Raw genomic sequence first — 23737 nt, forward strand, 5'->3', positions numbered from 1 at the left:
AGGTGGCAGGGCGGCGGGTGGAAGGGGGGTGGTTCACCCGCTCGTGTGGGGTGTGCGGTGAGGTCAGCCGTTCAGCTCTGCCAGTACCCGCAACGTCTTCAGGTCGGGGGACGTGACGAGGAGGTCGGTCACCGGGCCCTTGCGCCAGGCGGCGAGGCGGTCGGCGAGGCGGGGGCGGGGGCCGATGAGGGAGATGTCGTCGGCGAAGGTGTCGGGGACGGCGTGGACGGCCTCGTCGCGGCGGCCCTGGAGGAAGAGGTCCTGGACGCGGTGGGCCGCTTCCTCGTGGCCCATGCGGGACATCAGGTCCGCGTGGAAGTTGCGGGAGGCGTGGCCCATGCCGCCGATGTAGAAGGCGAGCATGGCCTTGACGGGGAGCAGGCCCTCGGCCACGTCGTCGCAGAGCCGGGCGCGGGCCATCGGGGCGACGAGGAAGCCCTCGGGGGCGTCGGCGAGGGACGCTTCGTAGGCGTCGGTGCGGTACGGGGACCAGTACAGCGGGAGCCAGCCGTCGGCGATGCGCGTGGTCTGGACGATGTTCTTGGGGCCCTCGGCGCCGAGGAGGACGGGGAGGCCGGAGCGGCGTGGGTGGGTGATGGGCTTGAGCGGCTTGCCGAGGCCGGTGCTGTCCGGGCCGCGGTAGGGGAGCGGGTGGAAGCGGCCGTCGAGCGTCACCGGGGCTTCCCGGCGCAGCACTTGGCGGACGATGTCCACGTACTCCCGGGTGGCGGTGAGCGGGCTCGCCGGGAACGGGCGGCCGTACCAGCCCTCGACCACCTGCGGCCCCGACAGGCCGAGCCCGAGCAGCATCCGGCCGCCGGACAGGTGGTCCAGGGTGAGGGCCTGCATCGCGGTGGCGGTGGGGGTGCGGGCGGCCATCTGGGCGATGGCGGTGCCCAGCTTGATCCGGGACGTGTGGGCGGCGATCCAGGTGAGGGCGGTGAAGGCGTCGGAGCCCCAGGCCTCCGCGGTCCACACGGAGTCGTAGCCCAGCCGTTCGGCCTCCTGGGCGAGTTCGACGTGCCGGGGGTCGGGGCCGCGGCCCCAGTAACCGAGTGCCAGTCCGAGTCGCACGGTGGGCCCCTTCCGGGACGGCCGACGGGAGGGAGGAGAAGTGACGGGTGGGCAGGCCGGCTTAGTGGTCGGTGCACTGTATGAGGGGCGAGGGGGGAAAGGAAGGGCGGGTACGGCGACGGCCCCTCACCCGGAGCGGGTGAGGGGCCGTGCGGCGTGGACGGCGGCCGGTGTCAGCCGCGCTGGATGCCGGTCGTGTCCTGGAGGACGCCGCGGCGCCCGTCCTGCGTCTGCGCGATGAGCGCCTGGCCCCGCTGGTCCACGGCCAGGTACCACGTGCCGGGCGCCAGTTCGGCGATCGGCGTGGGCGCGCCGTCCTCGCCGTACAGCGGGCGCGCCACCGGCACCGCGAACCAGAACGGCGCGAAGTCCGCGGCGGGCGCCGGCTGCTGCGCGGCGGCCGGGGAGGGCTGCTGCCCGCCGTACGACTGCGGGCCGGGCTGGGCCTGGGCCTGCCCCGGCTGCGGCTGGCCCTGACCGGGCTGCTGGGCGCCCGGGTAGCCGTACCCGCCGTGGCCCGGCTGCTGCTGGTGGGCACCGGGGTAGCCGTAGCCCTGGCCCGGAGCCGCGCCGTACGGGGACGGGGTCTGCGGCCGCGGGGCCGGGACGAGGCCGGCCTTCAGGGCCGGTACCAGCGGCGTGGCCACGGCCGCGGCCGCCAGCACGAGCGCGGCGATCAGGCCGAGGATCAGGCCGGCGCCCGCGCCGCCGCTGTTGACCGTCGTCCAGAAGGCGAACCAGGCGACGAACACGGTCCACGCGACGCCGAACTGCCCGAGGTCGAGCCCGGCGACCTTCAGCGGCTGCGGCAGGGCGCGGGCCACCACGATCAGGGCGGCCGCGATCACGCCGGCCAGGAACATGCCCATCAGCAGGGACAGCGAGTCCCAGGCGTTCGTGGACGCGATCTTCGGGCAGAAGCTGCCGGTGCAGTCGGATCCGTCGTACGAGCTGATGTCGAGAAACGAGGCGATGAACAGCAACACCGCTGCTCCGATCACCACGCCGTCGCCTCTAGTGAGGGAGCGGATGTTCACGTAAGGGTCCTTTGTCGGTTCCGGTGTTCTGGTCTTCGCTGTCGCTGCCGTAAGCGCTGGTGGGCGCGTGGCGAGGCATGGGGTGGCCCCCCATCGTAAGGGGGAACCTACCGCCGGATCCTGTGGGCCGTCTTGTAGGTATCGGTCAGGTATCGAGTCGGTATCGGCGCCGCCCGCTACCGGGTCAGGAAGCCTGTAATGCCCTCGGCGATCCCGCGGGCCGCTTTTTCCCGCCATTGCGGATCGGTCAATTGCGCGGCGTCCTTCGGGTCGCGCATATTGCCGCACTCCAGGAACACCTTGGGAATGCCGGAGAGGTTGAGGCCGCCGAGGTCGGACCGGACGACCAACCCGGTACCGCCGCCCAGGTAATTGGCCGGCGCGCTCCCGGTGGCCGCCACGAAGCGGCCCGCCAGGCGTTCGCCGAGCTCCCGGGACGGGCCGACGATGGCGGAGGTGTCCGCCGCGCCCGCGGTGACCCGGGCGGGCAGGATCACGTGGAAGCCGCGGTTGCCGTCGCCCGCCCCGTCGGCGTGCACGGACACCGCGGCGTCGGCCTTCGCCTCGTTCCCGGCGCGGGCCCGCTCGTCGACGCACGGGCCGTACGGGCGGTCGCCGTCCTGCGTGAAGACGACCTTGGCGCCCTCGGCCTGGAGGAGGGTACGGGCGCGCCGCGCGACGTCGAGGGTGAAGGACGCCTCGGCGTAGCCGTCGTTGGTGGAGGTGCCGGTGGTGTCGCACTCCTTGTGCGCGTTGCCGACGTCCACCTGGCGCGCGATCTCGCGGGGGTGGTCGCGGTTGTGGGGGTTGTGGCCGGGGTCGAGGAGGACGACCTTGCCCTGGAGGCGGGTGCCGGTCCGGCCGCCGGGTCCGGCCTGGTCACCCTTGCCGTCCCGGTCTCCGCCGGTTCCGGCGTTCCCGCCGTCCGTTCTGTCCGGTCCGCCGTCGCCGGGAGTGCCGTCCTTGCCGTGCGCGCCGTCCTTGCCGTGCGCGCCGTCCGTGCCGGGCCGGCCGTCGGGGGAGGCCGGGGTCGCGGCGGGCAGGGCCTTGGGCGGCTTGTCGCCGCCGTGCCCGCTCGCGGACCGCCAGATCAGCCAGCCCGCGGCGCAGGCGGCCAGCAGTGCGGCCAGGACGACGACGAGGGTGCCGCCGAAACGGCGGCGCGGGGGGAATGTACTGCCGTTCGTCACATCGCGATCGTAGTGGTGAGGTCAGTGCCCTTCGCCGGTACGACGCAGCACGTGCAGCGATCCCTGTGCCGACATTTCGGTGAAGGCGCCGGATTCCAGGGCGCGCCGGTAGACGCGGTACGGGGCCTGGCCGCCGTCCGCCGGGTCGGCGAAGACGTCGTGGATGACGAGCAGCCCCCCGGGCGCGACGTGCGGCGCCCAGCCCTCGTAGTCCGCGGTGGCGTGCTCGTCGGTGTGGCCGCCGTCGATGAAGACCAGGCCGACGGGGGTGTTCCAGAGCGCCGCGACCTGCGGGGAGCGGCCCACCAGGGCGACGACGTGGTCCTCCAGCCCGGCCGCGTAGAGCGCGCGGCGGAAGGCGGGCAGGGTGTCCATCAGGCCCACCTCGGGGTCGACCACGGTCGGGTCGTGGTACTCCCAGCCGGGCTGCTGCTCCTCGCTGCCGCGGTGGTGGTCGACGGTGACGGCCGTCACGCCCGCCGCGCGCGCGGCGTCGGCGAGCAGAATCGTGGAGCGCCCGCAATAGGTGCCGACCTCGACGAGGGGCATCCCCAGCGCCGCCGCCTCACCGGCCGCCGCGTAAAGCGCCAGCCCTTCGTCGAGCGGCATGAACCCTTTTGCCGCCTCGAATGCGGCGAGTATCTCCGGCTTGGGGGTGTTCGCGGCGGCCATGGGGATTCCTCCTCGGTCGTACGGTCACCGGAGTACGGCGGTGACTCATAACGACGGATCGTACGTGCCGGTAATGCGCGGGACGGACGGGTGGGCGTTCGGCGGCGGGAGGGGGCGGCGGGTCGGCGGGGAATGGGGCGGGGAATTCCGGAGGGTACGGGGAATGCGGCGGTGCGGAAGGTCGCGGGGAATCCGGGGAGGAGTTCGGGGGCGTGGGGGCGGTGGCACCGTACGGCAGGGGGCGCCGCGTGGTCGAGGGTGCCGTGCAGGCGAGGGTGCCGTACGACCGGTGGGGCGGTCCGGGGTGGGGCCGGCCGGCCCCACCCGGTCGGGCCCATGCGCTGCCCCGTCTGACCTACCGTCAGTTTGGAACGTGTTCTAGTCTGCCCGGCATGGGCATCGGAATCACACCGGAGCAAGGGGAGCTGGCCGAGGCGGTACGGGGGTGGGCGGCCCGGGCCGTGCCTCCGGAGGAGGTGCGCAAGCTGCTCGACGCCGGGCCCGCCCGTCACGGCCGCCCCGCGTACTGGGACGGGCTCGCCGAGATGGGCCTGCTCGGGCCGCACCTGCCGCAGGAGTGCGGTGGGGGCGGCGGTGAACTGCTCGACCTCGCCGTCGTGTTGGAGGAGACCGGCCGTGCCGCGCTGCCCGGCCCGTATCTGCCCAGCGTGCTCGCCGCCGAACTGCTGCGGCGTGGCGGCGCCCCCGATCTGGCGCGGGCCCTGGCCACCGGCGAACGCATCGGCGCGGTGGCGCTCGGCGCGGGTACGCTCCGGGCGGCCGCCACGACGGACGGGTGGGTGCTGGACGGCGCCGCGCCGCCCGTCCTCGGCGGTGGCGACGCGGACCTGATCATCCTGGCGGCGGCGGAGACGGAAGCGGCGGAAGCGGCGGAAGAGGCCGCCCCCGACGACCCGCCCGCCGACTCGCCCACCAGCCCGTCCGCCGCGCCGCCGCGCACCCTCTGGCTCGCCGTGGACGCCGACGCCCTCGCCGTACGGGTGCCGTCCGCCGCCGACCCGACCCGCCCGGCCGCACGCGTGACGGCCGAGGGCGTCACGGTCCCGTCCGCGCGGGTGCTGGACGTCGACTCCGCCCTCGTGCGGGACCTGGCCGCGACGCTGTTCGCGGCGGAGGCGTGCGGTACGGCGGACCGGGCCCTGCACACCGCCGCCGAGCACGCCCGCGTACGCGAACAGTTCGGGCGGCCGATCGGCCAGTTCCAGGCGGTCAAGCACCTCTGCGCGGACATGCTCGTACGCGTCGAGCAGGCCCGCGCCCTGGCATGGGACGCGGCGCGTGCCGCGGACGAAGCCCCGGCGGCCCGCGGCATGGTCGCCGCGCTGGCCGCCGCCACCGCCCTGGACGCCGCCTTCACCTGCGCCAAGGACTGCATCCAGATCCTCGGCGGCATCGGCTTCACCTGGGAGCACGACGCGCACCTGTACCTGCGGCGCGCGACCGTGGCCCGCCAACTGCTGGGCAGCGGCGCCGAACACCGGCTGCGGGCGGCCGCGTACGGCGCCGGGGGCGCCCGGCGCGAGCTGCGCGTGGACCTGCCCGAGGAGCGGTCGCGGGAGGCGGCCCGGTACCGCGAGGAGGCCCGCGCGGTGATCGCGAAGGTGCGCGGCCTGGACCCCGCAGCCGTACGGCGCGAGCTGGCGCCCACCGGGTACGCGGCGCCGCACCTGCCCGCCCCGTACGGTCTGGGCGCCGGCCCCGTACAGCAGCTGGCCGTCCAGCGGGAACTGCGGGACGCGGGGGTCCGGATCAGCGATCTGGGGATCGCCACCTGGGTGGTGCCCTCCCTGATCACCTACGGGACGCCGGAGCAGAAGGAGCGCCACCTGCTGCCGACGCTCCGCGGCGACCAGCTGTGGTGCCAGCTGTTCTCCGAGCCGGAGGCCGGGTCGGACCTGGCGGCGCTGCGTACCCGGGCCGAGCGGGCGGACGGCGGCTGGCGGGTCAACGGCCAGAAGGTGTGGACCTCGGCGGCCCAGTGGGCGGGGTACGGCATCCTGCTCGCCCGGACGGCCCCGGAGGCGCCGAAGCACCAGGGGCTGACCTTCTTCCTGGTCGACATGTCGGCACCCGGCGTCGAGGTGCGGCCGCTGCGGGAGATCACCGGCGACGCGCTCTTCAGCGAGGTGTACTTCGACGACGTACTGCTCCCGGCGGACGCGGTGGTGGGTGAGGTGGACGACGGATGGACGGTGGCCCGGCACACCCTCGGCAACGAGCGCGTCCACATGGCCGATCAGGTGACCTTCGGCACCGGCCTGGAGGCGCTGATCGAGCGGACCGCCGGACTGGACGGCGCGGTACGCGAGCGGGTGGGCGCGCTGGCCGCCGAGGCGCACGCGCTGGCCTGCATCGGGCTGCGCACCACCCTCCAGCAGGTGGCGGGACGGGAACCGGGCGCCGGTGCCAGCATTCGCAAACTGGTGCAGACCGCGCACCAGCAGAAGGTCGCCGAGCTGGCCCTCGAACTCCTCGGCCCGGAGGGCGCGACGGGCGAGGGCGAAGCGGAACGCGCCCTGCACGGCTTCCTGATGTCGCGCTGCCTGACGATCGCGGGCGGTACGACGCAGGTGCAGCTGAACGTCGTCGCGGAGCGGCTGCTCGGCCTGCCCAGGGATCCGGAGCCGCGCCCGCTCATCTGACCCGGTACCCGGAGACCCGGTATCCGGAGCCCGGACGCCCGGACAGCAGGGCCCGGATACGCCCCCGAGGAGGAGGACGGACATGGCCGGCAAGGCGTACATCATCGGCGTGGGCATGACGAAGTTCGAGAAGCCGGAAACGCGCGACTGGCAGTACTGGGACATGGCGGGGGAAGCGGGCGGCAAGGCCCTCGCCGACGCGGGCATTCCGTACAGCGCCGTGGAACAGGCACCGGTCGGCTACTGCTACCAGGCCTCCACGGCCGGCCAGCGCGCCGTCTACGAACTGGGCCTGACCGGCATCCCCGTCTACAACGTCAACAACAACTGCGCGACCGGCGCCACCGCGCTGATGATGGCCCGGCAGTTCGTCGCCTCCGGCCTCAACGACTGCGTACTGGCCCTCGGCTTCGAGAAGATGAAGCGCGGCGCGCTCGGCGGCGGCGCGGACAGCGGCGACTTCGCGACCTCCCCGGTGGCCCGCCACTACGCGGTGATGGCCGCCGCGCACGGCTTCGAGATGTCCCCGCCCACCGCGCAGCTCTTCGGCAACGCCGCCCGCGAGCACATGGACCGGTACGGCACCACCGCACGCCAGCTCGCCGCGGTCGGCGCCAAGAACCACCGGCACTCGGCGGACAACCCGAACGCCCAGTTCCAGGACGTGTACACGGTCGAGGAGATCCTCGCCGCCCGGACCGTCCACCGGCCGCTGACCAAGCTCCAGTGCTCACCGACCTCGGACGGCGCGGCCGCCGCCGTCGTCGCCTCCGAGCGGTTCGTCCGCGAACACGGCCTGGCCGGCCGGGCGGTGGAGATCGCCGGGCAGGCCATGACGACCGACACCCAGGACAGCTTCACCGCCGGGTCCTGCATCGACGTCGTCGGCCGCCCGATGTCCCGGGCCGCCGCCCGCCAGGCGTACGAGGCGAGCGGCCTCGGCATCGAGGACGTGGACGTGATCGAGCTGCACGACTGCTTCTCGGTCAACGAACTGCTGACGTACGAGGCGCTCGGCATGTGCGCGGACGGCGAGTCCGGCAAGCTGGCCGAGGACGGCGCCACGACCCACGGCGGCCGGTGGGTGGTCAACCCGTCCGGCGGCCTCATCTCCAAGGGCCACCCGCTCGGCGCGACGGGCCTGGCCCAGGCCGCCGAGCTGGTGTGGCAGCTGCGCGGAACGGCGGGCGCCCGGCAGGTACCCGGCGCACGCGTGGGCCTCGCGCACAACATCGGCCTGGGCGGCGCGGCGGTGGTGACGTTGCTGCGGAAGGGGTGAGGGCCCGGAGCTCCGGAGCCCTCGCCCGCCCCGGTCACCCGGCGGCAGCGCGCGCGGGATCGTTGGTCCTGCGTTCGGTCAGGTCGCTGATGCGCCCTTCACCGTCCATACGCAGGTCGAGCCCCGGGGGGAGGAGGACCTTGCCTTCCCGCCGACGCCAGTAGACGTGCCAGCCGCGGCCGGCCGGCCCGTCGTCGCGCGAGACATGGATCTTCGCGTTCTTCAGCCATCCGGGCGCGTACCGGCCGGCGTACGCCTCGGCGATCCGCACGGCATCCGGTCCGGTCGCGGGCCGCGGCTGGGTGCCCGGCACCGCGAACGCCTGACCGGGCTCCACGTCCGCCGGGGGCATCGAGGCGGTGAACTCGCTCTGGTCCGGCCAGCTCAGCTCGGCCGCACCGGCACCGAAGAAGGCGGTGACGGTGCCGGTACCGTCCTCGCCGAGCGTGACGCTGTGGTCGGTCGCGCGGTACGCGCCACCGAAGGCCGCCCGGAGCCGGCCGTCGATCGCGGCCTTCTGCTCCGCCGTGGCCGCCACGGTGTTCACCGTGCGGCTGACGACGCTGAACTCGGTGAAGGAGAACAGCAGGGCGCCCATGACGGCCGCCGCGACCCCGCCGCCGAGGAAGGCTCTTCTGGTCACGCCCGGGGACAAGGGGGTACCGCGGCCGAACTGCGCGAGGACGGTGCCGGCCGCCGTACCGAGCAGCGCGCCGAGGCCGTTGGCCACCAGGTCGCTCGTATCGCACGCCCGTCCTATCGGGGCCAGCGCCTGAGCCGTCTCGATCGCGGCCGGGAGCAGGAGGCCGAGCGCGGCGACCAGGACCGGACGTCCGGTGGCGAGAACGCCGAGCAGGCCGAACGGCACCAGCATCCCGAAGTTGAGCAGCCCCTGCGTCTGCCGGAAGGGCTCGAAGACATCGAGATTCACGGTGCAGGATGCCGCCTCGCCTCCGTCGCCGGTGCTCCACAGCGTCAGGGCGAGCGTGGCGGTCGTACAGGCGCCCCACAGTCCCCAGGCAAGGGGGCGGGCGCGTTTCCTGCGGGCGACGGCGCAGGTCACCGCGCCCACGGCGCAGGAGAGGACGACGGCGAGGGCGACGAACTGTCCGTGCCCGCCGAAGACGGCGGTCAGCATACGACCGGGGCCGGGCCGGGGGCGGCGATCGCGGCCACGGTGGACAACGCCGAACGGCTGGGTAATGCCGCAGGTGATGCCGTACGGCTGCGTAAGCGCATGGTGTCTCTCCTGGCAGGTGAGGGCGCGCAGGGTCGGCCGCGCGCTCCCGATGATCAATGGCGGTAACCCTAAAGGGCGCGGACGCGCGGACACCGCCTCGTCCGGCCGGGACCTCCGGCCCGGTCCTGCGACCTCCGGCCCGGACCCGGTGACCTTCGTCGTAGGCCCGCCGACCGGCCACTCCGGGCCGATAATCCGATGCCGCCGGCGCGTGTCAGGTGCAACTATGGAGACCATGCCCCCGACAGCCACCCCCGCCACGCTGCCCGAAAACGCCCGCCGTACCCCGCCCGTCTGGCTGGTGACGCTGCTGGTCTGCGCCGGGCAGTTCCTCGTCGTCCTCGACGTCTCGGTCGTCAACGTCGCGCTGCCGAGCATGCGCACCGGCCTCGGACTCAGCGAGCTGGGGCTGCAATGGGTGGTCAACGCCTACGTGATCACCTTCGCCGGGTTCATGCTGCTCGGCGGCCGGGTGGCCGACCTCTTCGGGCGCAAGCGCATCTTCGTCGTGGGGCTCACCCTCTTCACCGTCGCCAGTCTGGCGGGCGGCCTGGCGCGGGAGCCGTGGCAGCTGATCGCGGCCCGCGCGGTGCAGGGCATCGGCGCGGCGGTGCTCTCCCCGGCCACGCTCACCATCCTCACCACCGCGTTCCCCGCGGGCCCGGCCCGGACCCGGGCCATCGCCACCTGGACCGCGGTCGGCGCGGGCGGCGGCGCCGTCGGCGGCCTGGTCGGCGGCGTACTGACCGAGTACCTCTCCTGGCGGTGGGTGCTGCTGATCAACGTGCCGGTCGGCGCGCTCGTGCTGGCCGGGGCGCTGCGCTGGCTCACCGAGAGCCGGCGCGGCGAGGGACGGCGGCTCGACATACCGGGCGCCCTGCTGGTGACGGCCGGCCTCGCGCTGGTGGCGTACGGCATCGTGCAGACCGAGTCGGACGGCTGGACCTCCGCGACCGCGCTGCTGCCGCTGGCCGCCGGCCTGCTGGTGCTCCTCGCCTTCGTGGCCGTCGAAGCCCGTACGAAGGCACCGCTGATGCCGCTCACGCTCTTCCGGCTGCGCTCGGTGTACGCGGCGAACAGCGCCATGGTGCTGGCCGGCGCCGCGATGTTCTCCATGTGGTACTTCCTCTCCCTCTACGTGCAGAACGTCCTCGGCTACACCCCTCTCGAAGCCGGCCTCTCCTTCATCCCGCACTCGCTGAGCATCGTGCTGGGCTCCAAGATCGCGCCGCGCCTGATGAAGCGGGCGGGCGCCAAGACGCTGGCCGTCACGGGCGCGCTGGTCTCCGCCGCCGGCATGCTCTGGCAGGGGCAGATGGACGCCGACGGCACCTACCTCGGCACGCTGCTCGGCCCCGGCATCCTGATGGCCTTCGGCGCGGGCCTGACCGCCACCCCGATCGCCTCCATCGCCACCTCCGGCGCCGCCCCCTCCGACCAGGGCCTGGTCTCCGGCCTGATCAACACCTCGCGGCAGATGGGCGGCGCGCTCGGCCTGTCGATCCTGTCCACGGTCGCGGCCACCCGCATCGCGGCGGACCACGGCGGCCGGGCCGCCATGGCCGCCGGGTACGGCCTCGCCTTCGAGGTCGGCACGGCCGTCCTGCTGGCGAGCGTGCTCCTGATGGTCCTAGCCCTGCCGCGCCGCCCCGAGGACGCCCACCATGACTGACCCCGCCCCCGTGACCCCCGCACCCGCCGCCCCCGTCCCGGCGTTCCCCGCCACCGGCCGCCGCGTCCTGGTCAGCGGCGCCTCGCGCGGCCTCGGCCGGGCCGTCGCCCACGCCTTCGCCGCGAACGGCGACCGGGTCGCGGTGCACTACGGATCGCGGCGCGCCGACGCCGAGGAGACCCTCGCCGCGCTGCCCGGCAGCGGCCACGTCCTGCTCGGCGCCGACCTCGCCGACCCGGCCGGTGCCGCCGCGCTGACCGGTGCGGCCGTCGAGGCGCTCGGCGGCCTCGACGTCCTGGTGAACAACGCCGCCGTCAACACCCCGCACCCGCCCGCGACCACGCCGTACGACGACTGGACCGCCGCCTGGCAGCAGCACGTCGCCGTCAACCTGCTCGGCACGGCCCACCTCGGTCACGGCGCGGCCCAGGCGATGATCGCGCAGGGCACCGGCGGCCGGATCGTCAACGTCGGCTCCCGCGGGGCCTTCCGCGGCGAACCCGACCATCCCGCCTACGGTGCCACCAAGGCCGCCGTGCACGCCCTCGGCCAGTCGCTCGCCGTCGCCCTCGCCCCGTACGGCATCGCGGTGGCCTCGGTGGCTCCCGGCTTCATCGACACGGACCGGGTGGCCCACCGCCTGACCGGCGCCGAGGGCGCGGCGATCCGCGCGCAGAGCCCGTTCGGCCGGGTCGCCACGCCGGAGGAGGTCGCGGCCGCCGTACGGTGGCTGGCCTCCCCGGAGGCGCAGTGGAGCTCGGGCGCGGTACTGGACCTCAACGGGGCGTCGTACCTGCGGACGTGAGCGGCCGCCCGGGCCCCGGCCGCCGGAAGCCTTCCCTCCGCCCGGGCGTGGTGGCACCGTCCGCGGCATGGCGAACATCCCCGCGGATCTTTCGTACACCAAGGACCACGAGTGGGTCCGGGTCAGAGGCGATCAGGTCACCGTCGGCATCACCGACCACGCGCAGCGGCAGCTGGGTGACATCGTCTATGCCGAACTGCCCAAGCAGGGTGAGCGGTTCGAGGCGGGTGACGCGTTCGGGTCGCTGGAGTCGGTCAAGGCCGTCACCGAGGTCTACGTACCGCTGACCGGTACGGTCCTCGTGGTCAACGACACCGTCAACGACGCCCCCGAGCAGATCAACGACGAGCCGTACGGCGCGGGCTGGCTGATCGTCCTCCGCCTGTCCCGGCCCGCCGAACTCGACGCGCTGATGGACGCGAAGGGCTACGAGGGCTATCTCCAGGAGGGCACGGAGAGCTGACGGCCCGGCCCGCCGCTACAGCCAGCCGTTCTGACGGGCGGTACGCGCCGCCTCCATACGGTTGCGCGTGCCGGTCTTGCCGATGGCGCCGGATAGGTAGTTGCGCACCGTCGCCTGCGACAGGTGCAGCTTCCCCGCGATGTCGGCGACGGTCGCCCCGTCCACGGACGCGGTCAGCACATCGCGCTCACGCTGGGTCAGCGGATTGGGCCCCGCGCTGAGCGCGGCGGCGGCCAGCCCCGGGTCGATGACCCGCTCCCCGGCCAGCACCCGCCGGATCGCCGCCGCCAGCTCCTCCACCGGCCCGTCCTTGACGAGGAACCCGGAGGCGCCCGCCTCCATCGCCCGCCGCAGGTACCCGGGCCGCCCGAACGTCGTCACGATCAGCACCTTGCAGGACGGCAGCGCCTCCCGCAGCTCCGCCGCCGCGTCCAGCCCGCTGCGGCCCGGCAGCTCGATGTCCAGCAGCGCGATGTCCGGCCGCGCCTCCAGCGCCGTCCGCACGATCTCGTCCCCGGCCGACACCTGGGCGACGACCTCCATGTCGTCCTCCAGGTTGAGCAGCAGCGCGAGCGCGCCCCGCATCATTCCCTGGTCCTCGGCCAGCAGGACTCTTACGCAGCTCATGGCACCAGGGTAGAGCGCTGCGACACCATGCGAACGAGTGGTGTGGTGGTGCCGAGGCGAGGTAGCGATAAGGGGAATGCATTGCGCACCCCGGGAGGAACCTTGAAACGTCTGCGTGCCGCGGTCGGCATCTCGTGCGCCGCTGCGGCCCTGTGTCTGACGTGTCCGACGAGCGCCCAGGCGGCCACCGGCACGCTCACGGTCAACGGCGGCGAGAAATTCGTCAATCCGCACGACGGGGCCTGTTTTTCCTGGCCCAAGGCCGGTTTGGACATCAAGAACCAGACCAACCGCGAAGTGGTCGTGTACCGGGGGACGAACTGCTCCGGCACCGTCGGGCAGGTCGTCCCGCCGGGGAAGTCGGCGAAAGCGCCCCGGGGGATCAGCGTGAAGATCCAGCGCTGACCCGCCGGGCCGGGCCGCCCACGGCCGGCGCCGAGGACGCTCGTGCGGACAGCGCGGGCCTCGGCGCCGGCCGGCGGCTCGGCGCGGGTCGGAGCGTCAGGACTCAGACGGGCGTCGCGGCGCCCTCGTGCGCCACCGACAGGACGATCTCCCGCAGCCGCTCGACGTACAGCCGCAGGCTGCCGTACGCGGCGTCGGTGTCCGGGTAGCGGCCGGCGAACTGCAGGCCCTCGTGGAGCCTGGTGATCCACGCGCACACCTGGTCGCCGTACGAGACCCGGATCAGCCCGTACGCCTTGAGGTGCTGCCACTGTTCGGAGCCGGGGACGCCGCGCGCGTCGACGAACGAGACGATCGAGTACAGGTCGGGGGACGTGGGCCGGAAGTCCGAGCCCAGCAGCCGGAGCACGCGGGCGAGGGGAATCCGGGACAGCGACCGGTTCTCGCGTAACGCGGTACGGACCATCCGCATGGCGGTGTCGAAGTCCGGCGCCTGGCCCACGGGCACCTCGATCGGCGCGCCGCCCACGTACCAGCCCACGGAGTCCGACCACCGGGACTTCGCCCGGGTGTGGAAGGGCACGACGGTGCGGTACACCGGGTGGCCGCCGACGTCGCGGACGATGAGGCCGGTGGCCGCGAGGAAGCCGATGAAGCTGCCGCCGTACGGACGGCAGTACGCCTCGAAGGCGGCCGCCGCGGCGTCGTCCACCAGCATCTCGTGCAGGAATTTCTGCGTGGGCAGCGGTCCGGCGGGGTCGAGGCCGAGGTCCAGGGGGAAGTTCGGCAGCTTCCCGTCGCACTGGGCGATGAACTTCCGCCAGCGGGCGACGATCTCGTGCGTGTCGTCGACCTGGTCGGCGGTGCTGCGTTCGGTCGCGCAGAAGTCGACGTAGCTGGCGACGGGCGCCGCGTCCACGGTGCGGCGGTCGAGACCGGCCGCGTAGAGCTCGTGGATCTCGGCGGTGATCCGCTGGATGGAGTACGCGTCGACGTTGCTGTGGTCGAACGCCATGTAGACACTCGTACTGTCGTCCCGGACGACCGCGGCGAAGATGAAGTTCGGCCAGCTGAGCGCGTCCGCCGCGGTGTCGAATCGATCCTGCAGATGCTGGGTCAGCGCCGCCGCGTCGGTGAAGTCGCCGGCCTCCGTACGGTGCAGCTCGACGTCGCCGGCGTCGAGCGTGAACCGCTGCATCTCGTCACCGGCCCAGCGGAAACCGCTGCGCAGCGTCTCGTGCCGGAGGGTCCAGGTCCGCAGCGCCTCCTGCAGGACGTCGAGGTCGGCTCTCTGCGGTATGTCGAAGGCCGTGCCGAGCCAGGTGGGGACGAACAGCCCGTCCTCGCGTACCGATCGTGCCGTGCGCACGTGGGATTCCTGGATGTAGGCGGGCGGGCGCGCATCGTTCGGCAAGCTCGTGGCGGCCTCGACGACCGCCGGGTGCAGGGTCCACTCCACGAGGCGTCCGGGCCGGACCTCGCAACGCTGGATGTCGGTCATGCGCACAGGGGTTCTCCGTTCGTAGTCGCGGGAACTCAGCTACAGGTTGTCCCGGACGGGGCGGGAGTTATCCCATGAGAGCGAAGTTGCACCGTGGGGCGGAACTGTGCGGTAAAGGACACGCTAGCGTCCCGTGAGCTCCTCGCCGCCCACCGGCAGCTCCGCCACCAGCCGGAATCCCCGGCGGCCGTCCGGCCCGGCGTCCAGCGCGCCGCCGGCGGCCGCGAGGCGTTCGGTGAGGCCCTTGAGGCCGGTGCCGCCGGTGGTGGCGGGTGCGGCGGACGGGGCGGGGCCGTGGCCGTCGTCGGTGACGGTGAGGCGGGCCCGGTCGCCGGCGGCGTCGGTACGGACCTCGATCTCGCAGCGGGTCGCGCCGCTGTGCCGCACGGTGTTGGTGACGCCTTCGCGCACCACCCAGCCGAGCAGCGCGCTCGCCTGCGGGGGCAGCGGCGGGCCGGACTCGCGTACGACGGGTTCGATGCCGGCGGCCTCCAGGGCGGACCGGGCGCGGTCCAGCTCGGTGCTCAGACTGCCCTCGCGGTAGCCGGTGACCGCCTCGCGGATCTCGGTGAGCGCCTGGCGGCCCACCGCCTCGATGTCGGCGGTCTGGGCCAGCGCCGCGTCGAGGTCGCGCGGCGCGAGCCGCCGTACCGCCTCCGCCTTGACCACGATCACCGACAGGGTGTGGCCGAGCAGGTCGTGCAGGTCCCGGGAGAAGCGCAGGCGTTCCTTCTCCACGGCGGTGCGGGCCAGCTCCTGGCGGGTCGCGTCGAGCTGCTTGACGGTGTCGAAGAGGCTCAGGACGGTCGCGGTGACCATGCCGGAGATGAAAGTGCCGTAGCCGATGGCGGCGGCCTCCCAGTGGTCGCCGACGAGCCGGCCCGCGATGGTGCCCGCGGAGCCGCTGAGGACGAACAGCAGGATGAAGTGGGGCTTGCCGCGGATCGCCCGGACCGCACCGGAGGCCAGGGAGAGGAGCGGGAAGAAGAGCAGCCAGGCGTGGCCGAAGGTGATCGAGATGGCGTAGGTGACGGCGGTCAGGGCGGCGAGGCCGTACACGGGGACGCGGGAGTCGCGGTAGCGGGGGTTGAAGGCCGAGAAGACGACGAAGATGTAGATCGAGTTGAAGGCGAGCAGGCCGAGCCCCGCCAGCCAGGTGTTCTGCGACTTGCCGCTGATGATGTTGGACAGGGCGCCGATGCCCATCAGCAGCCACGGCAGGAAGGTGAAGGCGCGCGGTCCCTTGTCGGGGGTGCCCTTGGCGGGGGCGCTCCCGTCGCTCGTCCCGGCCTCGACGGCCCGGTGCGGCTCGATGGGTACGTCGAGCAGGCCGGACCAGCCCGGCCGGGCCTGCTGACGGGGGCGGCGCCGGCCGGGCCGGCGCCGCCCGCCGCACGCGCCCTGCGCCTCTTGGCCGTCTCGCCCGTCCTGTCCTTCCTGCCCGTTCTGGCCGTCCGCCTCGGTCTGCCGGTTCCTGCGCACGTTCCGTACTGCCTCTTCCCTGTTCCGCGCCGCTGTCCGCGCTCCGCCCGCGACGCTACCGACGCCGTCCGCGGCCTCGGCAGGGGTGAATGTACGCGGTCGGTACCGACAAATGTCACAGAGGCGGGCGGTGGGTGCGCCGCGCCCGCCTGACGGGGCGTCAGGGGGTTCCGGGCTTCCGCCGGATCGGCTATACATGGGAGCCGTCGGATAGAACGCGTTCTAGAACGGCGGGCCGGGCGCCGTGGCCGGCCCCGTACCGCCCGGACCGCCGACGCGACGGCCGACCGCAGGCGACCCCGGCACGGCCGACGGTGCGGACGGCCGGGCCGGGGTCTTCCCACCGTGGTGAAGGAGCAGCAGCCCCATGCCCATCGACGCCGCCAAGGCCACCTCCGCCGAGCCGCGGACCACCGAACTCGCCTGGGAGCCGAAGGACGTCCTGCTCTACCACCTGGGCATCGGCGCCGGCGTGCCCGCCACCGACCCCGGCGAGCTGCGCTACACCCTGGAGAGCGAGCTGCACGTACTGCCCAGCTTCGCGACGGTGGCGGGCGGCGGCATGGCACTGGCCGGCGGCCTGTCCGCGCCCGGCATCGACGTGGACCTGGCCGCCGTCCTGCACGGCGGCCAGACCGTGACCGTGCACCGGCCCCTGCCCGTACGGGGCCGGGCCGTCCAGACGTCCACCGTGCCCGCCGTGTACGACAAGGGGAAGGCCGCGGTCATCGTGCTGCGCTCCGAGACGGCCGACGACGACGGGCCGCTGTGGACGTGCGACACGCAGATCTTCGTCAAGGGGGAGGGCGGCTTCGGCGGGGAGCGGGGCCCGTCCAGCAGGCGGGAGCTTCCCGAGCGCGCGCCGGACCGTACCGTCGAGCGGCCCGTACGGGAGGACCAGGCCCTGCTCTACCGGCTGTCCGGTGACTGGAACCCCCTGCACGCCGACCCCGAGTTCGCCAAGCTGGCCGGCTTCGACCGGCCGATCCTGCACGGGTTGTGCACCTACGGCATCACGCTGAAGGCGGTGGTGGACGAGGTGCTGGACGGCGACGTGGCGCGCGTCACCGCGTACACGACCCGGTTCGCCGGGGTGGTCTTCCCCGGCGAGACGCTGCGCGTCCGCATGTGGCGGGAGCCGGAGGGGGTCCTGGTGTCGGTCACGGCGGCCGACCGGGAGGACGCGCCGGTCCTGGCGGACACCGCCGTCGAGACCGGCCCGCCGGGTGTGTGAGGACAGGCCCGGCCGCACATGACCACCCCACTCTGGCCGCCCCGCGAAGGGAGCGCACATGCGCGCAGCGATTCAGCACCAGACAGGGCAGGACAAGCTGGAAGTCGTCGATGGCATCGAGGCGGTCGGGTTCGGCCCGGGAAAGGTCCGTATCCGCATCCGGGCCACCGGGCTGTGCCACTCCGACCTGTCCGCGATGAGCGGGGTGCTGCCGCAGCCCGCCCCGTTCGTCCCCGGGCACGAGGGCGCGGGCGAGATTCTGGAGGTGGGTGACGGCGTCGCGGGCCTGTCGGCGGGCGACCGGGTGCTGATGTGCTGGCTGCCCGCCTGCGGTACGTGCCCGTCCTGCAAGCGCGGCCAGACCCACCTGTGCCTGGCCGGGTTCATGAACGCCGGCACCCCCAACTTCCGCCGCCCCGGCGCCGACCCGTCCGACGTCTTCGGCTTCGCGGGCACCGGCACCTTCGCGGAGGAGGTGGTGGTCGCCGCCAACTGCGCCGTACCGATCCCGGACGACGTGCCGTACGAGATCGCGGCGCTGATCGGGTGCGGGGTGACGACGGGGCTGGGTGCCGCGCTGAACACCGCGCGGGTGGAGCCCGGCTCGTCGGTCGCCGTCCTCGGCTGCGGCGGCGTGGGGATCTCCGCCGTCCAGGGCGCGCGGGTGTGCGGGGCCACGTCGATCGTCGCGGTGGACCCGGTGGAGACGCGGCGCGAGGCGGCGCTGCGCTTCGGCGCCACGGAAGCGGTCGCCCCGGAGGCGCTGGCCGACGCCGTGCAGCGGATCACCGCCGGTGAAGGCTTCGACTACGTCTTCGAGGTCGTCGGCAAGTCCGCCACCGCGCGCACCGCTTACGAGGCGACGCGGCGCGGCGGCACCCTCTGCGTCGTCGGTGCCGGGGCGATGGACGATCACTTCCAGGTCAACATGTTCGAGCTGTTCTTCGACGAGAAGCGCATCCTGCCGTCGCTGTACGGGGGCGGGGACGTGCTGCGCTCCTACGAGCGGGCCGTCGCCCTGTGGCGGGCGGGCCGCATCGACCTGGCGGGGCTGATCACCCACCGGGTGCGGCTCACCGAGATCAACGAGGCGCTGGAGCAGATGCGGACCGGCGTCGCGCTCCGTACGTGCGTCGAGATGTGACCCGTCCCGGCGCGGGTGGCACGCCCCCGACGAACGAGAGGAAGCCGAGAACGTGACTCTTCCCACCGAACGGCCGCTCGACGGCCTGACCGCGATCGTCACCGGGGCGGGCCGCGGCCTGGGCCGGGCGGAGGCGCTGGAACTCGCCCGGCTCGGCGCGGCCGTCGTCGTCAACGACTACGGGCAGCCCGGCCGCGACGGCTCCGGCGCCGCGTCGGCGGCCCCGGCCGAGGAGACCGCCGCCGAGATCCGCGCGGCGGGCGGCGAGGCCGTCGCGCACGTCGGCGACGTCGCCGACCACGAGACGGCGAGCGGCCTGGTCCGGGAGGCCGTGGACCGCTGGGGCAAGCTGGACGTCCTGGTCAACAACGCGGGCATCCTGCGCGACCGGATGGTGTTCTCCATGACGGAGGACGAGTGGGACACGGTGATCCGCGTCCACCTCAAGGGCCACTTCAACACCACGCACTTCGCCGCCGCCCACTGGCGCGAACGCTCCAAGGCCGCCGGCGCCGCCGTGTACGGGCGGATCGTCAACACCTCGTCCGAGGCGTTCCTCGCGGGCTCGGCGGGCCAGCCCAACTACGCGGCGGCCAAAGGCGGCATCGTCGGCCTGACCACCTCCTCGGCGCTCGCGCTGGCCAAGTACGGCGTCACCGTCAACGCCATCTGCCCGCGCGCCCGTACCCGGATGACCGAGGACGTCTTCGCCGGGTTCGAGGTACCGGGGGAGGGGGCTCTCGACGCGCTGGCCCCCGAGCACGTCGCGCCCCTCGTCGGCTACCTGGCCTCGCCCGCCGCGGCGCGGGTCAACGGGCAGGTGCTCGTGGTGCACGGCGGCATGGTCGCGGTGGTCGAACGGCCCAGGGTGGCCGCGCAGTTCGACACCGCGAAGGACGCTTTCACGTACGCGGAGCTGGACGGCGTCCTGACGCCGTACTACGCGGAGCGCCCGCCGAACGAGACGTTCGCGGCGGCGGAGGTGCTCGGCCTCAAGCGCAGGTGAGTCCTCCGGCCCCCGGACACACCCGACGGCCGTGCCCGCCGTGCCCCTGACCGGGTGGCACGGAGGTCACGGCCGTCGCGTGGCGCGCGGTCCGGGGCGGGCCCCACGGCCCGGGGCGGCCCCGGAGGCTCGGACGCGGGCTCTCGGGAGTCCTGCGGCTACTGGTCCCGGCGGTGCCTGCCGTTCGGGGACGCGGCGGTGTCCTCCGAGGCGGCCGGGCCACGGTGTTTGCCGGCGCCTGCCGCCGCGGCGGCCCGGTCGGCGTCCTGCTGGTGCGCCTGGGTCGTATCGGTTCGGGCTTCGGACATGCGGGGAGTCACTCCGTCGGATCGCTTACGGCGGTACGCGTCGGACCTCTCCCAGTCACCACTGGGAAGTGCCGCGGCGAGATGCCGTCGGCGGCCGGTCGACCGCCGATCCTAACGAAGCGAACGATCTTGCTCTACCGGGCTTCCCGGACCGCCAGCGGCGCCTGTTGCAGCGGCACCGGTCTGCACGGAGAGGGATGTGCGGACGCGCCGTACGGTTCCAGGGTCACGGGTTCCGCTTGTGTGAATGGTGTGGAGGGAGCGGGCGGTGGCGGCGTACGGACGTGCAGCCCCGCGGGAGTTGAGGGGATACGTACCCATCGTGCGGCTCTGACCGGAAAACCGGTGGGCGTCGGATCACCGGAGGCAGCACCGGACGGACCGCCGGACGGACCACCGGAGGAACCGGGCACGGCAGGCGGCTCCGCGCGACGCCCGGCGCCGGCGGACAGCACGACGGGCGCGGCATCCCGGGACTGCGCCCCCGTGGCCGCGGCCGGCAGCCGGGCCACCCCGCACGGCACCGCCGGTGTCTCGAACGGCAGCCGCAGTTCGCCGTCCGGCGTCCACAGTCCGGTGCCCGCCAGCCACCCGCGCGGCGGCGGCAGCTGGCGCAGGCGGCGCTCCGCCGGCCGCCAGACGCCCAGCCAGGTCCCGGCGGCCGCGTCCACACGGAACGCCACCGCGCAGCTCTCCGGCGCCAGCGCCTGACCCGACTGCACGGCGAACGGCCGCAGCGCCGCGTCCGGCAGCCGCAGGCACTCCGGGAAGCGCACCGGCAGCGCGCTGCCCAGCACGCCCCAGCCCAGCCGGTCGTGCCCCGCCGCGTCCGACCGCAGCACCAGCAGCCCGCTGTCCGGGTCGGCCAGCAGCAGCCGGTCGTTGCTCTCCTCGGTGATCTGGAGCAGCGGGCTGACCTCGCCGCCGCGCTCCAGATCGACCGCCACCGTCTTGGTGCGCCCCGCCACCTCCTGGTCCAGGGCCAGCAGCCGGCCCGTACGGTCCAGCCAGACACCGCCCGTGCAGCGGCCCTCGATCTCGGCGACGCAGGCGGGCACGGAGCGCGCCCGGCCGGGAACGGTGGACGGCCGCCCGTCGTGCACCAGCCACAGCACGGTGGAGTGCTCGCCGGGCGCCAGCGCGTACGCGCGCGAGCCGCACGGCGCGGCGGGCAGCAGCGTCAGCTCCGCCGTCCCGACGGCGCCGAGCGGCAGCTCGCCGGTGCCCGGGCCGGTCGGGTACAGCAGGCCGAGCGTGCAGCGGTCCGCGGCCCGGCGCCGGATCAGCACCCGGCCGTCCGTCAGGGGCAGCAGCCCGGTGCCCGCCTCCTCGGGCTGGTGGCCGGGCAGGGGGACCGCGTACGGCTCGGGGCCCGCCAGCGTCCAGCGCTCGGGGTACCAGCTCCCGGTGCTGCGGTGCCGCGCGAGCCGGGCGGCGTAGGAGCCGTCGGCGGCGATCGTCAGCGCCGCGCCGTGCTGCCGGGTGTCCGGCGTCGCGGCGTCCTCGGTGACACAGGCTGTCATCGAGTGCTCACCTCCAGTCAGTGCGGTCGAAGCTAGTTTTCGCACTCTCAAACGAGGAGAGAAGGTTGCGGCACTTCACGCAAAAGAGTGGCTGATGTCCGGTTCGCCTTGAGGTGCGAGGGGTGCTTGTGCTGTGTGCGGCGGGACGGGGCGGCGGCGGGAGCGGCCACGACGCCGGAACGCCCCCGGCGGCCCCGGTGCCCGCCGTACGCCCCGACGGCCGCGGCGCTCCCGGCCTGCCGGGCCGCCGTCCGAAGCGGCCCGGCGCGGCGGTGCGGCTGGGAGGTAACCTTCCCCCGTGCCCGTACTGTCTGAAGTCCTTGCCGCGCTCGACGCCCTCTGGCCCCCCGAGCGGGCCGCGTCGTGGGACGCCGTCGGCACGGTCTGCGGTGATCCGGACGCCGAGGTGCGCCGGGTCCTGTTCGCCGTCGACCCCGTCCAGGAGATCGCCGACGAGGCGGTCCGGCTCGGCGCCGACCTGCTCGTCACGCACCACCCGCTCTACCTGCGCGGTACCACCACGGTCGCGGCCGGCACCTTCAAGGGCCGCGTCGTGCACACGCTGATCAAGAACGATGTCGCGCTGCACGTCGCGCACACCAACGCCGACACCGCCGACCCCGGCGTCTCCGACGCCCTGGCCGGCGCGCTGGACCTGCGGGTCCTGCGTCCGCTGGTGCCGGACGAGACCGACTCCCACGGCCGCCGCGGCCTGGGCCGGATCTGCGAGCTGCCGCACCCGATGACGCTCGCGGAGTTCGGCCCGTACGCCGCCGCCCGGCTGCCCGCCACCGCGCAGGGCGTCCGGATCGCCGGCGACCCGGACCGTACGATCCGCACGGTCGCCGTCTCCGGCGGCTCCGGCGACAGCCTCTTCGACGACGTACGGGCGGCCGGTGCGGACGCGTTCCTCACCGCCGACCTGCGCCACCACCCCGCCTCCGAGGCGACCCAGAAGAGCCCGCTGGCACTGCTGGACGCCGCCCACTGGGCCACCGAGTGGCCCTGGTGCGAGCAGGCCGCGGCCCAGCTCGACGAGATTTCCGACCGGCACGGCTGGAACCTGCGCACCCACGTGTCGCGCACGGTCACCGACCCCTGGACCGCCCACGCGGCGTCCGACGCCCGCACGACCCCGACGAACACATCAGGAGCCCCCCGCTGAACGCCGCGCCCGCCGACCAGATCCGCCTCCTCGACGTCCAGGCCCTGGACGTGAGGCTCAGCCAGCTCGCGCACAAGCGCAGGACCCTCCCCGAGCTGGCCGAGATCCAGACCCTGGAGGGCGACCTCACCCAGCAGCGCGACCTGCTCGTCGCCGCGCAGACCGAGGAGAGCGACACCACCCGCGAGCAGACCAAGGCGGAACAGGACGTGGACCAGGTGCGCCAGCGCGCCGCCCGCGACCAGCAGCGCCTGGACTCCGGCGCCATCACCTCGCCCAAGGACCTGGAGAACCTCCAGCGGGAGATCGCCTCCCTCGCCAAGCGCCAGGGTGACCTGGAGGACGTCGTCCTGGAGGTCATGGAGCGCCGCGAGTCCGCCCAGGAGCGGGTCACCGAGCTGACCGGACGCGTGGAGTCCGTCCAGGCCAAGGTCAACGACGCCACCGCCCGCCGGGACGCCGCCTGGGCCGAGATCGACGCCGAGGCCGACACGGTCCGCAAGGAGCGCGAGCTGACCGTCGCCGACATCCCGGCCGACCTGCTCAAGCTCTACGACCGGCTGCGCGAGAAGCAGGGCGGCCTCGGCGCGGCCCGCCTCTACCAGCGCCGCTGCGAGGGCTGCCGCCTGGAGCTGGACATCACCGAGCTGAACGACGTGCGCAGCGCGCCCGCCGACAAGGTCGTGCGCTGCGAGAACTGCAGCCGCATCCTGGTGCGCACGCCCGACTCGGGCCTGTAGGCCGTGGCCCGTACGTTCGTCGTCGAGGCCGACGGCGGGTCCCGGGGCAACCCGGGGCCCGCGGGCTACGGCGCGGTCGTCATCGACCCGGAGACCGGGCAGGCGCTCGCCGAGGCCGCCGAGTACATCGGCACGGCGACCAACAACGTCGCCGAGTACCGGGGCCTGGTCGCCGGCCTGCGCGCCGCGTACGCGCTGGACCCGGAGGCGGACGTCCGGGTGCGGATGGACTCCAAGCTCGTCGTGGAGCAGATGTCCGGGCGCTGGAAGATCAAGCACCCGGACATGCGGCCGCTGGCGGCGGAGGCGCGGAGCGTCTTCCCGCCCGCGCAGGTGACGTACGAGTGGATCCCGCGCGAGGAGAACAAGCACGCCGACCGGCTCGCCAACGAGGCGATGGACGCGGGCAAGGCGGGCCGGCAGTGGGAGCCGCGGGACTCGCGGGCCGAACTGGACGCGGGCGGTCCGGCGCGCAGTGCCGCCGCCCGCGCGGCCGACGCGGCGGCG

General features: G+C 74.0%; 22 protein-coding genes. 12 read left to right on the forward strand and 10 right to left on the reverse strand.

The features are described from left to right. Positions 1-63 precede the first annotated feature (63 nt). The 4 genes from JXZ78_RS28880 to JXZ78_RS28895 all read right to left on the reverse strand — a co-directional run bounded on the left by JXZ78_RS28880 (position 64) and on the right by JXZ78_RS28895 (position 3973). On the reverse strand, positions 64-1074 hold the full coding sequence (locus JXZ78_RS28880) for an LLM class F420-dependent oxidoreductase (RefSeq protein ID WP_030022761.1): 1011 nt from the start codon (positions 1072-1074) through the stop codon (positions 64-66). A gap of 173 nt (positions 1075-1247) precedes the next feature. Next, on the reverse strand, positions 1248-2111 hold the full coding sequence (locus JXZ78_RS28885) for a DUF5336 domain-containing protein (protein ID WP_030022762.1): 864 nt from the start codon (positions 2109-2111) through the stop codon (positions 1248-1250). A 176-nt stretch (positions 2112-2287) separates the two neighbouring features. Next, positions 2288-3301, reverse strand: coding sequence for an N-acetylmuramoyl-L-alanine amidase (locus JXZ78_RS28890; protein ID WP_030022763.1), 1014 nt, complete (start codon positions 3299-3301; stop codon positions 2288-2290). A 21-nt stretch (positions 3302-3322) separates the two neighbouring features. After that, the gene (locus JXZ78_RS28895; RefSeq protein WP_238783444.1) at positions 3323-3973 is read right to left on the reverse strand and encodes a class I SAM-dependent methyltransferase; all 651 of its coding nucleotides are present in this window, start codon (positions 3971-3973) and stop codon (positions 3323-3325) included. A gap of 392 nt (positions 3974-4365) precedes the next feature. On the opposite strand from JXZ78_RS28895, the gene JXZ78_RS28900 reads away from it, so the two are divergent. After that, entirely contained in the window at positions 4366-6636 is a 2271-nt protein-coding gene (locus tag JXZ78_RS28900) for an acyl-CoA dehydrogenase family protein (RefSeq protein ID WP_030022765.1), read from the forward strand. Positions 6637-6718: 82 nt separating this feature from the next. Beyond that, entirely contained in the window at positions 6719-7915 is a 1197-nt protein-coding gene (locus JXZ78_RS28905; protein WP_030022766.1) for a lipid-transfer protein, read from the forward strand. Positions 7916-7949: 34 nt separating this feature from the next. Here JXZ78_RS28905 and JXZ78_RS28910 read toward each other — a convergent pair whose 3' ends face one another. Further along, positions 7950-9053: a VanZ family protein gene (locus JXZ78_RS28910; RefSeq protein WP_030022767.1), complete on the reverse strand. Its 1104-nt coding sequence runs from the start codon at positions 9051-9053 to the stop codon at positions 7950-7952. 328 nt (positions 9054-9381) lie between these two features. On the opposite strand from JXZ78_RS28910, the gene JXZ78_RS28915 reads away from it, so the two are divergent. The 3 genes from JXZ78_RS28915 (at position 9382) to gcvH (ending at position 12095) form a co-directional block, all read left to right on the forward strand. Continuing rightward, complete coding sequence (locus JXZ78_RS28915; protein ID WP_030022768.1) at positions 9382-10827, forward strand: MFS transporter; 1446 nt, start codon at positions 9382-9384, stop codon at positions 10825-10827. Beyond that, positions 10820-11632 carry an SDR family NAD(P)-dependent oxidoreductase gene (locus tag JXZ78_RS28920; protein WP_050502813.1) on the forward strand — a complete coding sequence of 271 codons (813 nt, stop codon included), beginning with the start codon at positions 10820-10822 and terminating at the stop codon, positions 11630-11632. The genes JXZ78_RS28915 and JXZ78_RS28920 overlap by 8 nt, the downstream gene beginning before the upstream one ends. 67 nt (positions 11633-11699) lie before the next feature. After that, positions 11700-12095: a glycine cleavage system protein GcvH gene (gcvH, locus tag JXZ78_RS28925; RefSeq protein ID WP_030022771.1), complete on the forward strand. Its 396-nt coding sequence runs from the start codon at positions 11700-11702 to the stop codon at positions 12093-12095. Positions 12096-12110: 15 nt separating this feature from the next. On the opposite strand, the gene JXZ78_RS28930 is transcribed toward gcvH, so the two are convergent. Beyond that, the gene (locus JXZ78_RS28930) at positions 12111-12722 is read right to left on the reverse strand and encodes a response regulator transcription factor (protein WP_030022773.1); all 612 of its coding nucleotides are present in this window, start codon (positions 12720-12722) and stop codon (positions 12111-12113) included. 102 nt (positions 12723-12824) lie between these two features. Here JXZ78_RS28930 and JXZ78_RS28935 point away from each other — a divergent pair, with 102 nt between their 5' ends. Then, positions 12825-13127 (forward strand): hypothetical protein, encoded by a 303-nt coding sequence (locus tag JXZ78_RS28935; protein ID WP_030022775.1) that lies wholly within the window; start codon positions 12825-12827, stop codon positions 13125-13127. 103 nt (positions 13128-13230) lie between these two features. Here JXZ78_RS28935 and JXZ78_RS28940 read toward each other — a convergent pair whose 3' ends face one another. Further along, positions 13231-14628 (reverse strand): condensation domain-containing protein, encoded by a 1398-nt coding sequence (locus tag JXZ78_RS28940; RefSeq protein WP_030022776.1) that lies wholly within the window; start codon positions 14626-14628, stop codon positions 13231-13233. Between the two features lie 123 nt (positions 14629-14751). After that, positions 14752-16110, reverse strand: a complete 1359-nt coding sequence (locus JXZ78_RS28945) for a sensor histidine kinase (protein WP_030022777.1) — start codon at positions 16108-16110, stop codon at positions 14752-14754. 367 nt (positions 16111-16477) lie between these two features. Between JXZ78_RS28945 and chsH3 the strand changes: the two genes are divergently transcribed. The 3 genes from chsH3 to JXZ78_RS28960 are packed head-to-tail and all read left to right on the forward strand — an operon-like array spanning position 16478 to position 19494. Continuing rightward, positions 16478-17344, forward strand: coding sequence for an enoyl-CoA hydratase ChsH3 (chsH3, locus tag JXZ78_RS28950; protein ID WP_030022778.1), 867 nt, complete (start codon positions 16478-16480; stop codon positions 17342-17344). A 58-nt stretch (positions 17345-17402) separates the two neighbouring features. Further along, entirely contained in the window at positions 17403-18488 is a 1086-nt protein-coding gene (locus JXZ78_RS28955; RefSeq protein WP_030022779.1) for a Zn-dependent alcohol dehydrogenase, read from the forward strand. 52 nt (positions 18489-18540) lie between these two features. Continuing rightward, on the forward strand, positions 18541-19494 hold the full coding sequence (locus JXZ78_RS28960) for a 3-oxoacyl-ACP reductase (protein ID WP_238783446.1): 954 nt from the start codon (positions 18541-18543) through the stop codon (positions 19492-19494). Positions 19495-19652: 158 nt separating this feature from the next. On the opposite strand, the gene JXZ78_RS28965 is transcribed toward JXZ78_RS28960, so the two are convergent. After that, a complete protein-coding gene (locus tag JXZ78_RS28965) occupies positions 19653-19802 on the reverse strand; it encodes a hypothetical protein (protein ID WP_167745458.1) in 150 nt (49 codons plus the stop codon). A gap of 134 nt (positions 19803-19936) precedes the next feature. After that, the gene (locus tag JXZ78_RS28970) at positions 19937-21325 is read right to left on the reverse strand and encodes a hypothetical protein (protein WP_050502814.1); all 1389 of its coding nucleotides are present in this window, start codon (positions 21323-21325) and stop codon (positions 19937-19939) included. Positions 21326-21623: 298 nt separating this feature from the next. Here JXZ78_RS28970 and JXZ78_RS28975 point away from each other — a divergent pair, with 298 nt between their 5' ends. The 3 genes from JXZ78_RS28975 to JXZ78_RS28985 all read left to right on the forward strand — a co-directional run. Next, positions 21624-22490, forward strand: coding sequence for a Nif3-like dinuclear metal center hexameric protein (locus JXZ78_RS28975; protein ID WP_030022782.1), 867 nt, complete (start codon positions 21624-21626; stop codon positions 22488-22490). Beyond that, positions 22487-23230, forward strand: coding sequence for a zinc ribbon domain-containing protein (locus JXZ78_RS28980; protein WP_030022783.1), 744 nt, complete (start codon positions 22487-22489; stop codon positions 23228-23230). Before JXZ78_RS28975 ends, JXZ78_RS28980 begins: the two co-directional genes overlap by 4 nt. 3 nt (positions 23231-23233) lie before the next feature. After that, on the forward strand, positions 23234-23737 hold a 504-nt coding region (locus JXZ78_RS28985; RefSeq protein ID WP_238783447.1), incomplete at its 3' end, for a reverse transcriptase-like protein.

It is taken from the genome of Streptomyces monomycini (assembly GCF_022271435.1).
GTDB lineage: Bacteria > Actinomycetota > Actinomycetes > Streptomycetales > Streptomycetaceae > Streptomyces > Streptomyces monomycini.

Coding starts and splice junctions, on each gene's coding strand:
- JXZ78_RS28970 (WP_050502814.1), bottom strand. CDS start 21,325: ATGACAGCCTGTGTCACCGAGGACGCCGCGACGCCGGACACCCGGCAG.
- JXZ78_RS28900 (WP_030022765.1), top strand. CDS start 4,366: ATGGGCATCGGAATCACACCGGAGCAAGGGGAGCTGGCCGAGGCGGTA.
- JXZ78_RS28910 (WP_030022767.1), bottom strand. CDS start 9,053: ATGCTGACCGCCGTCTTCGGCGGGCACGGACAGTTCGTCGCCCTCGCC.
- chsH3 (WP_030022778.1), top strand. CDS start 16,478: ATGCCCATCGACGCCGCCAAGGCCACCTCCGCCGAGCCGCGGACCACC.
- JXZ78_RS28895 (WP_238783444.1), bottom strand. CDS start 3,973: ATGGCCGCCGCGAACACCCCCAAGCCGGAGATACTCGCCGCATTCGAG.
- JXZ78_RS28915 (WP_030022768.1), top strand. CDS start 9,382: ATGGAGACCATGCCCCCGACAGCCACCCCCGCCACGCTGCCCGAAAAC.
- JXZ78_RS28955 (WP_030022779.1), top strand. CDS start 17,403: ATGCGCGCAGCGATTCAGCACCAGACAGGGCAGGACAAGCTGGAAGTC.
- JXZ78_RS28940 (WP_030022776.1), bottom strand. CDS start 14,628: ATGACCGACATCCAGCGTTGCGAGGTCCGGCCCGGACGCCTCGTGGAG.
- JXZ78_RS28920 (WP_050502813.1), top strand. CDS start 10,820: ATGACTGACCCCGCCCCCGTGACCCCCGCACCCGCCGCCCCCGTCCCG.
- JXZ78_RS28905 (WP_030022766.1), top strand. CDS start 6,719: ATGGCCGGCAAGGCGTACATCATCGGCGTGGGCATGACGAAGTTCGAG.
- JXZ78_RS28930 (WP_030022773.1), bottom strand. CDS start 12,722: ATGAGCTGCGTAAGAGTCCTGCTGGCCGAGGACCAGGGAATGATGCGG.
- gcvH (WP_030022771.1), top strand. CDS start 11,700: ATGGCGAACATCCCCGCGGATCTTTCGTACACCAAGGACCACGAGTGG.
- JXZ78_RS28965 (WP_167745458.1), bottom strand. CDS start 19,802: ATGTCCGAAGCCCGAACCGATACGACCCAGGCGCACCAGCAGGACGCC.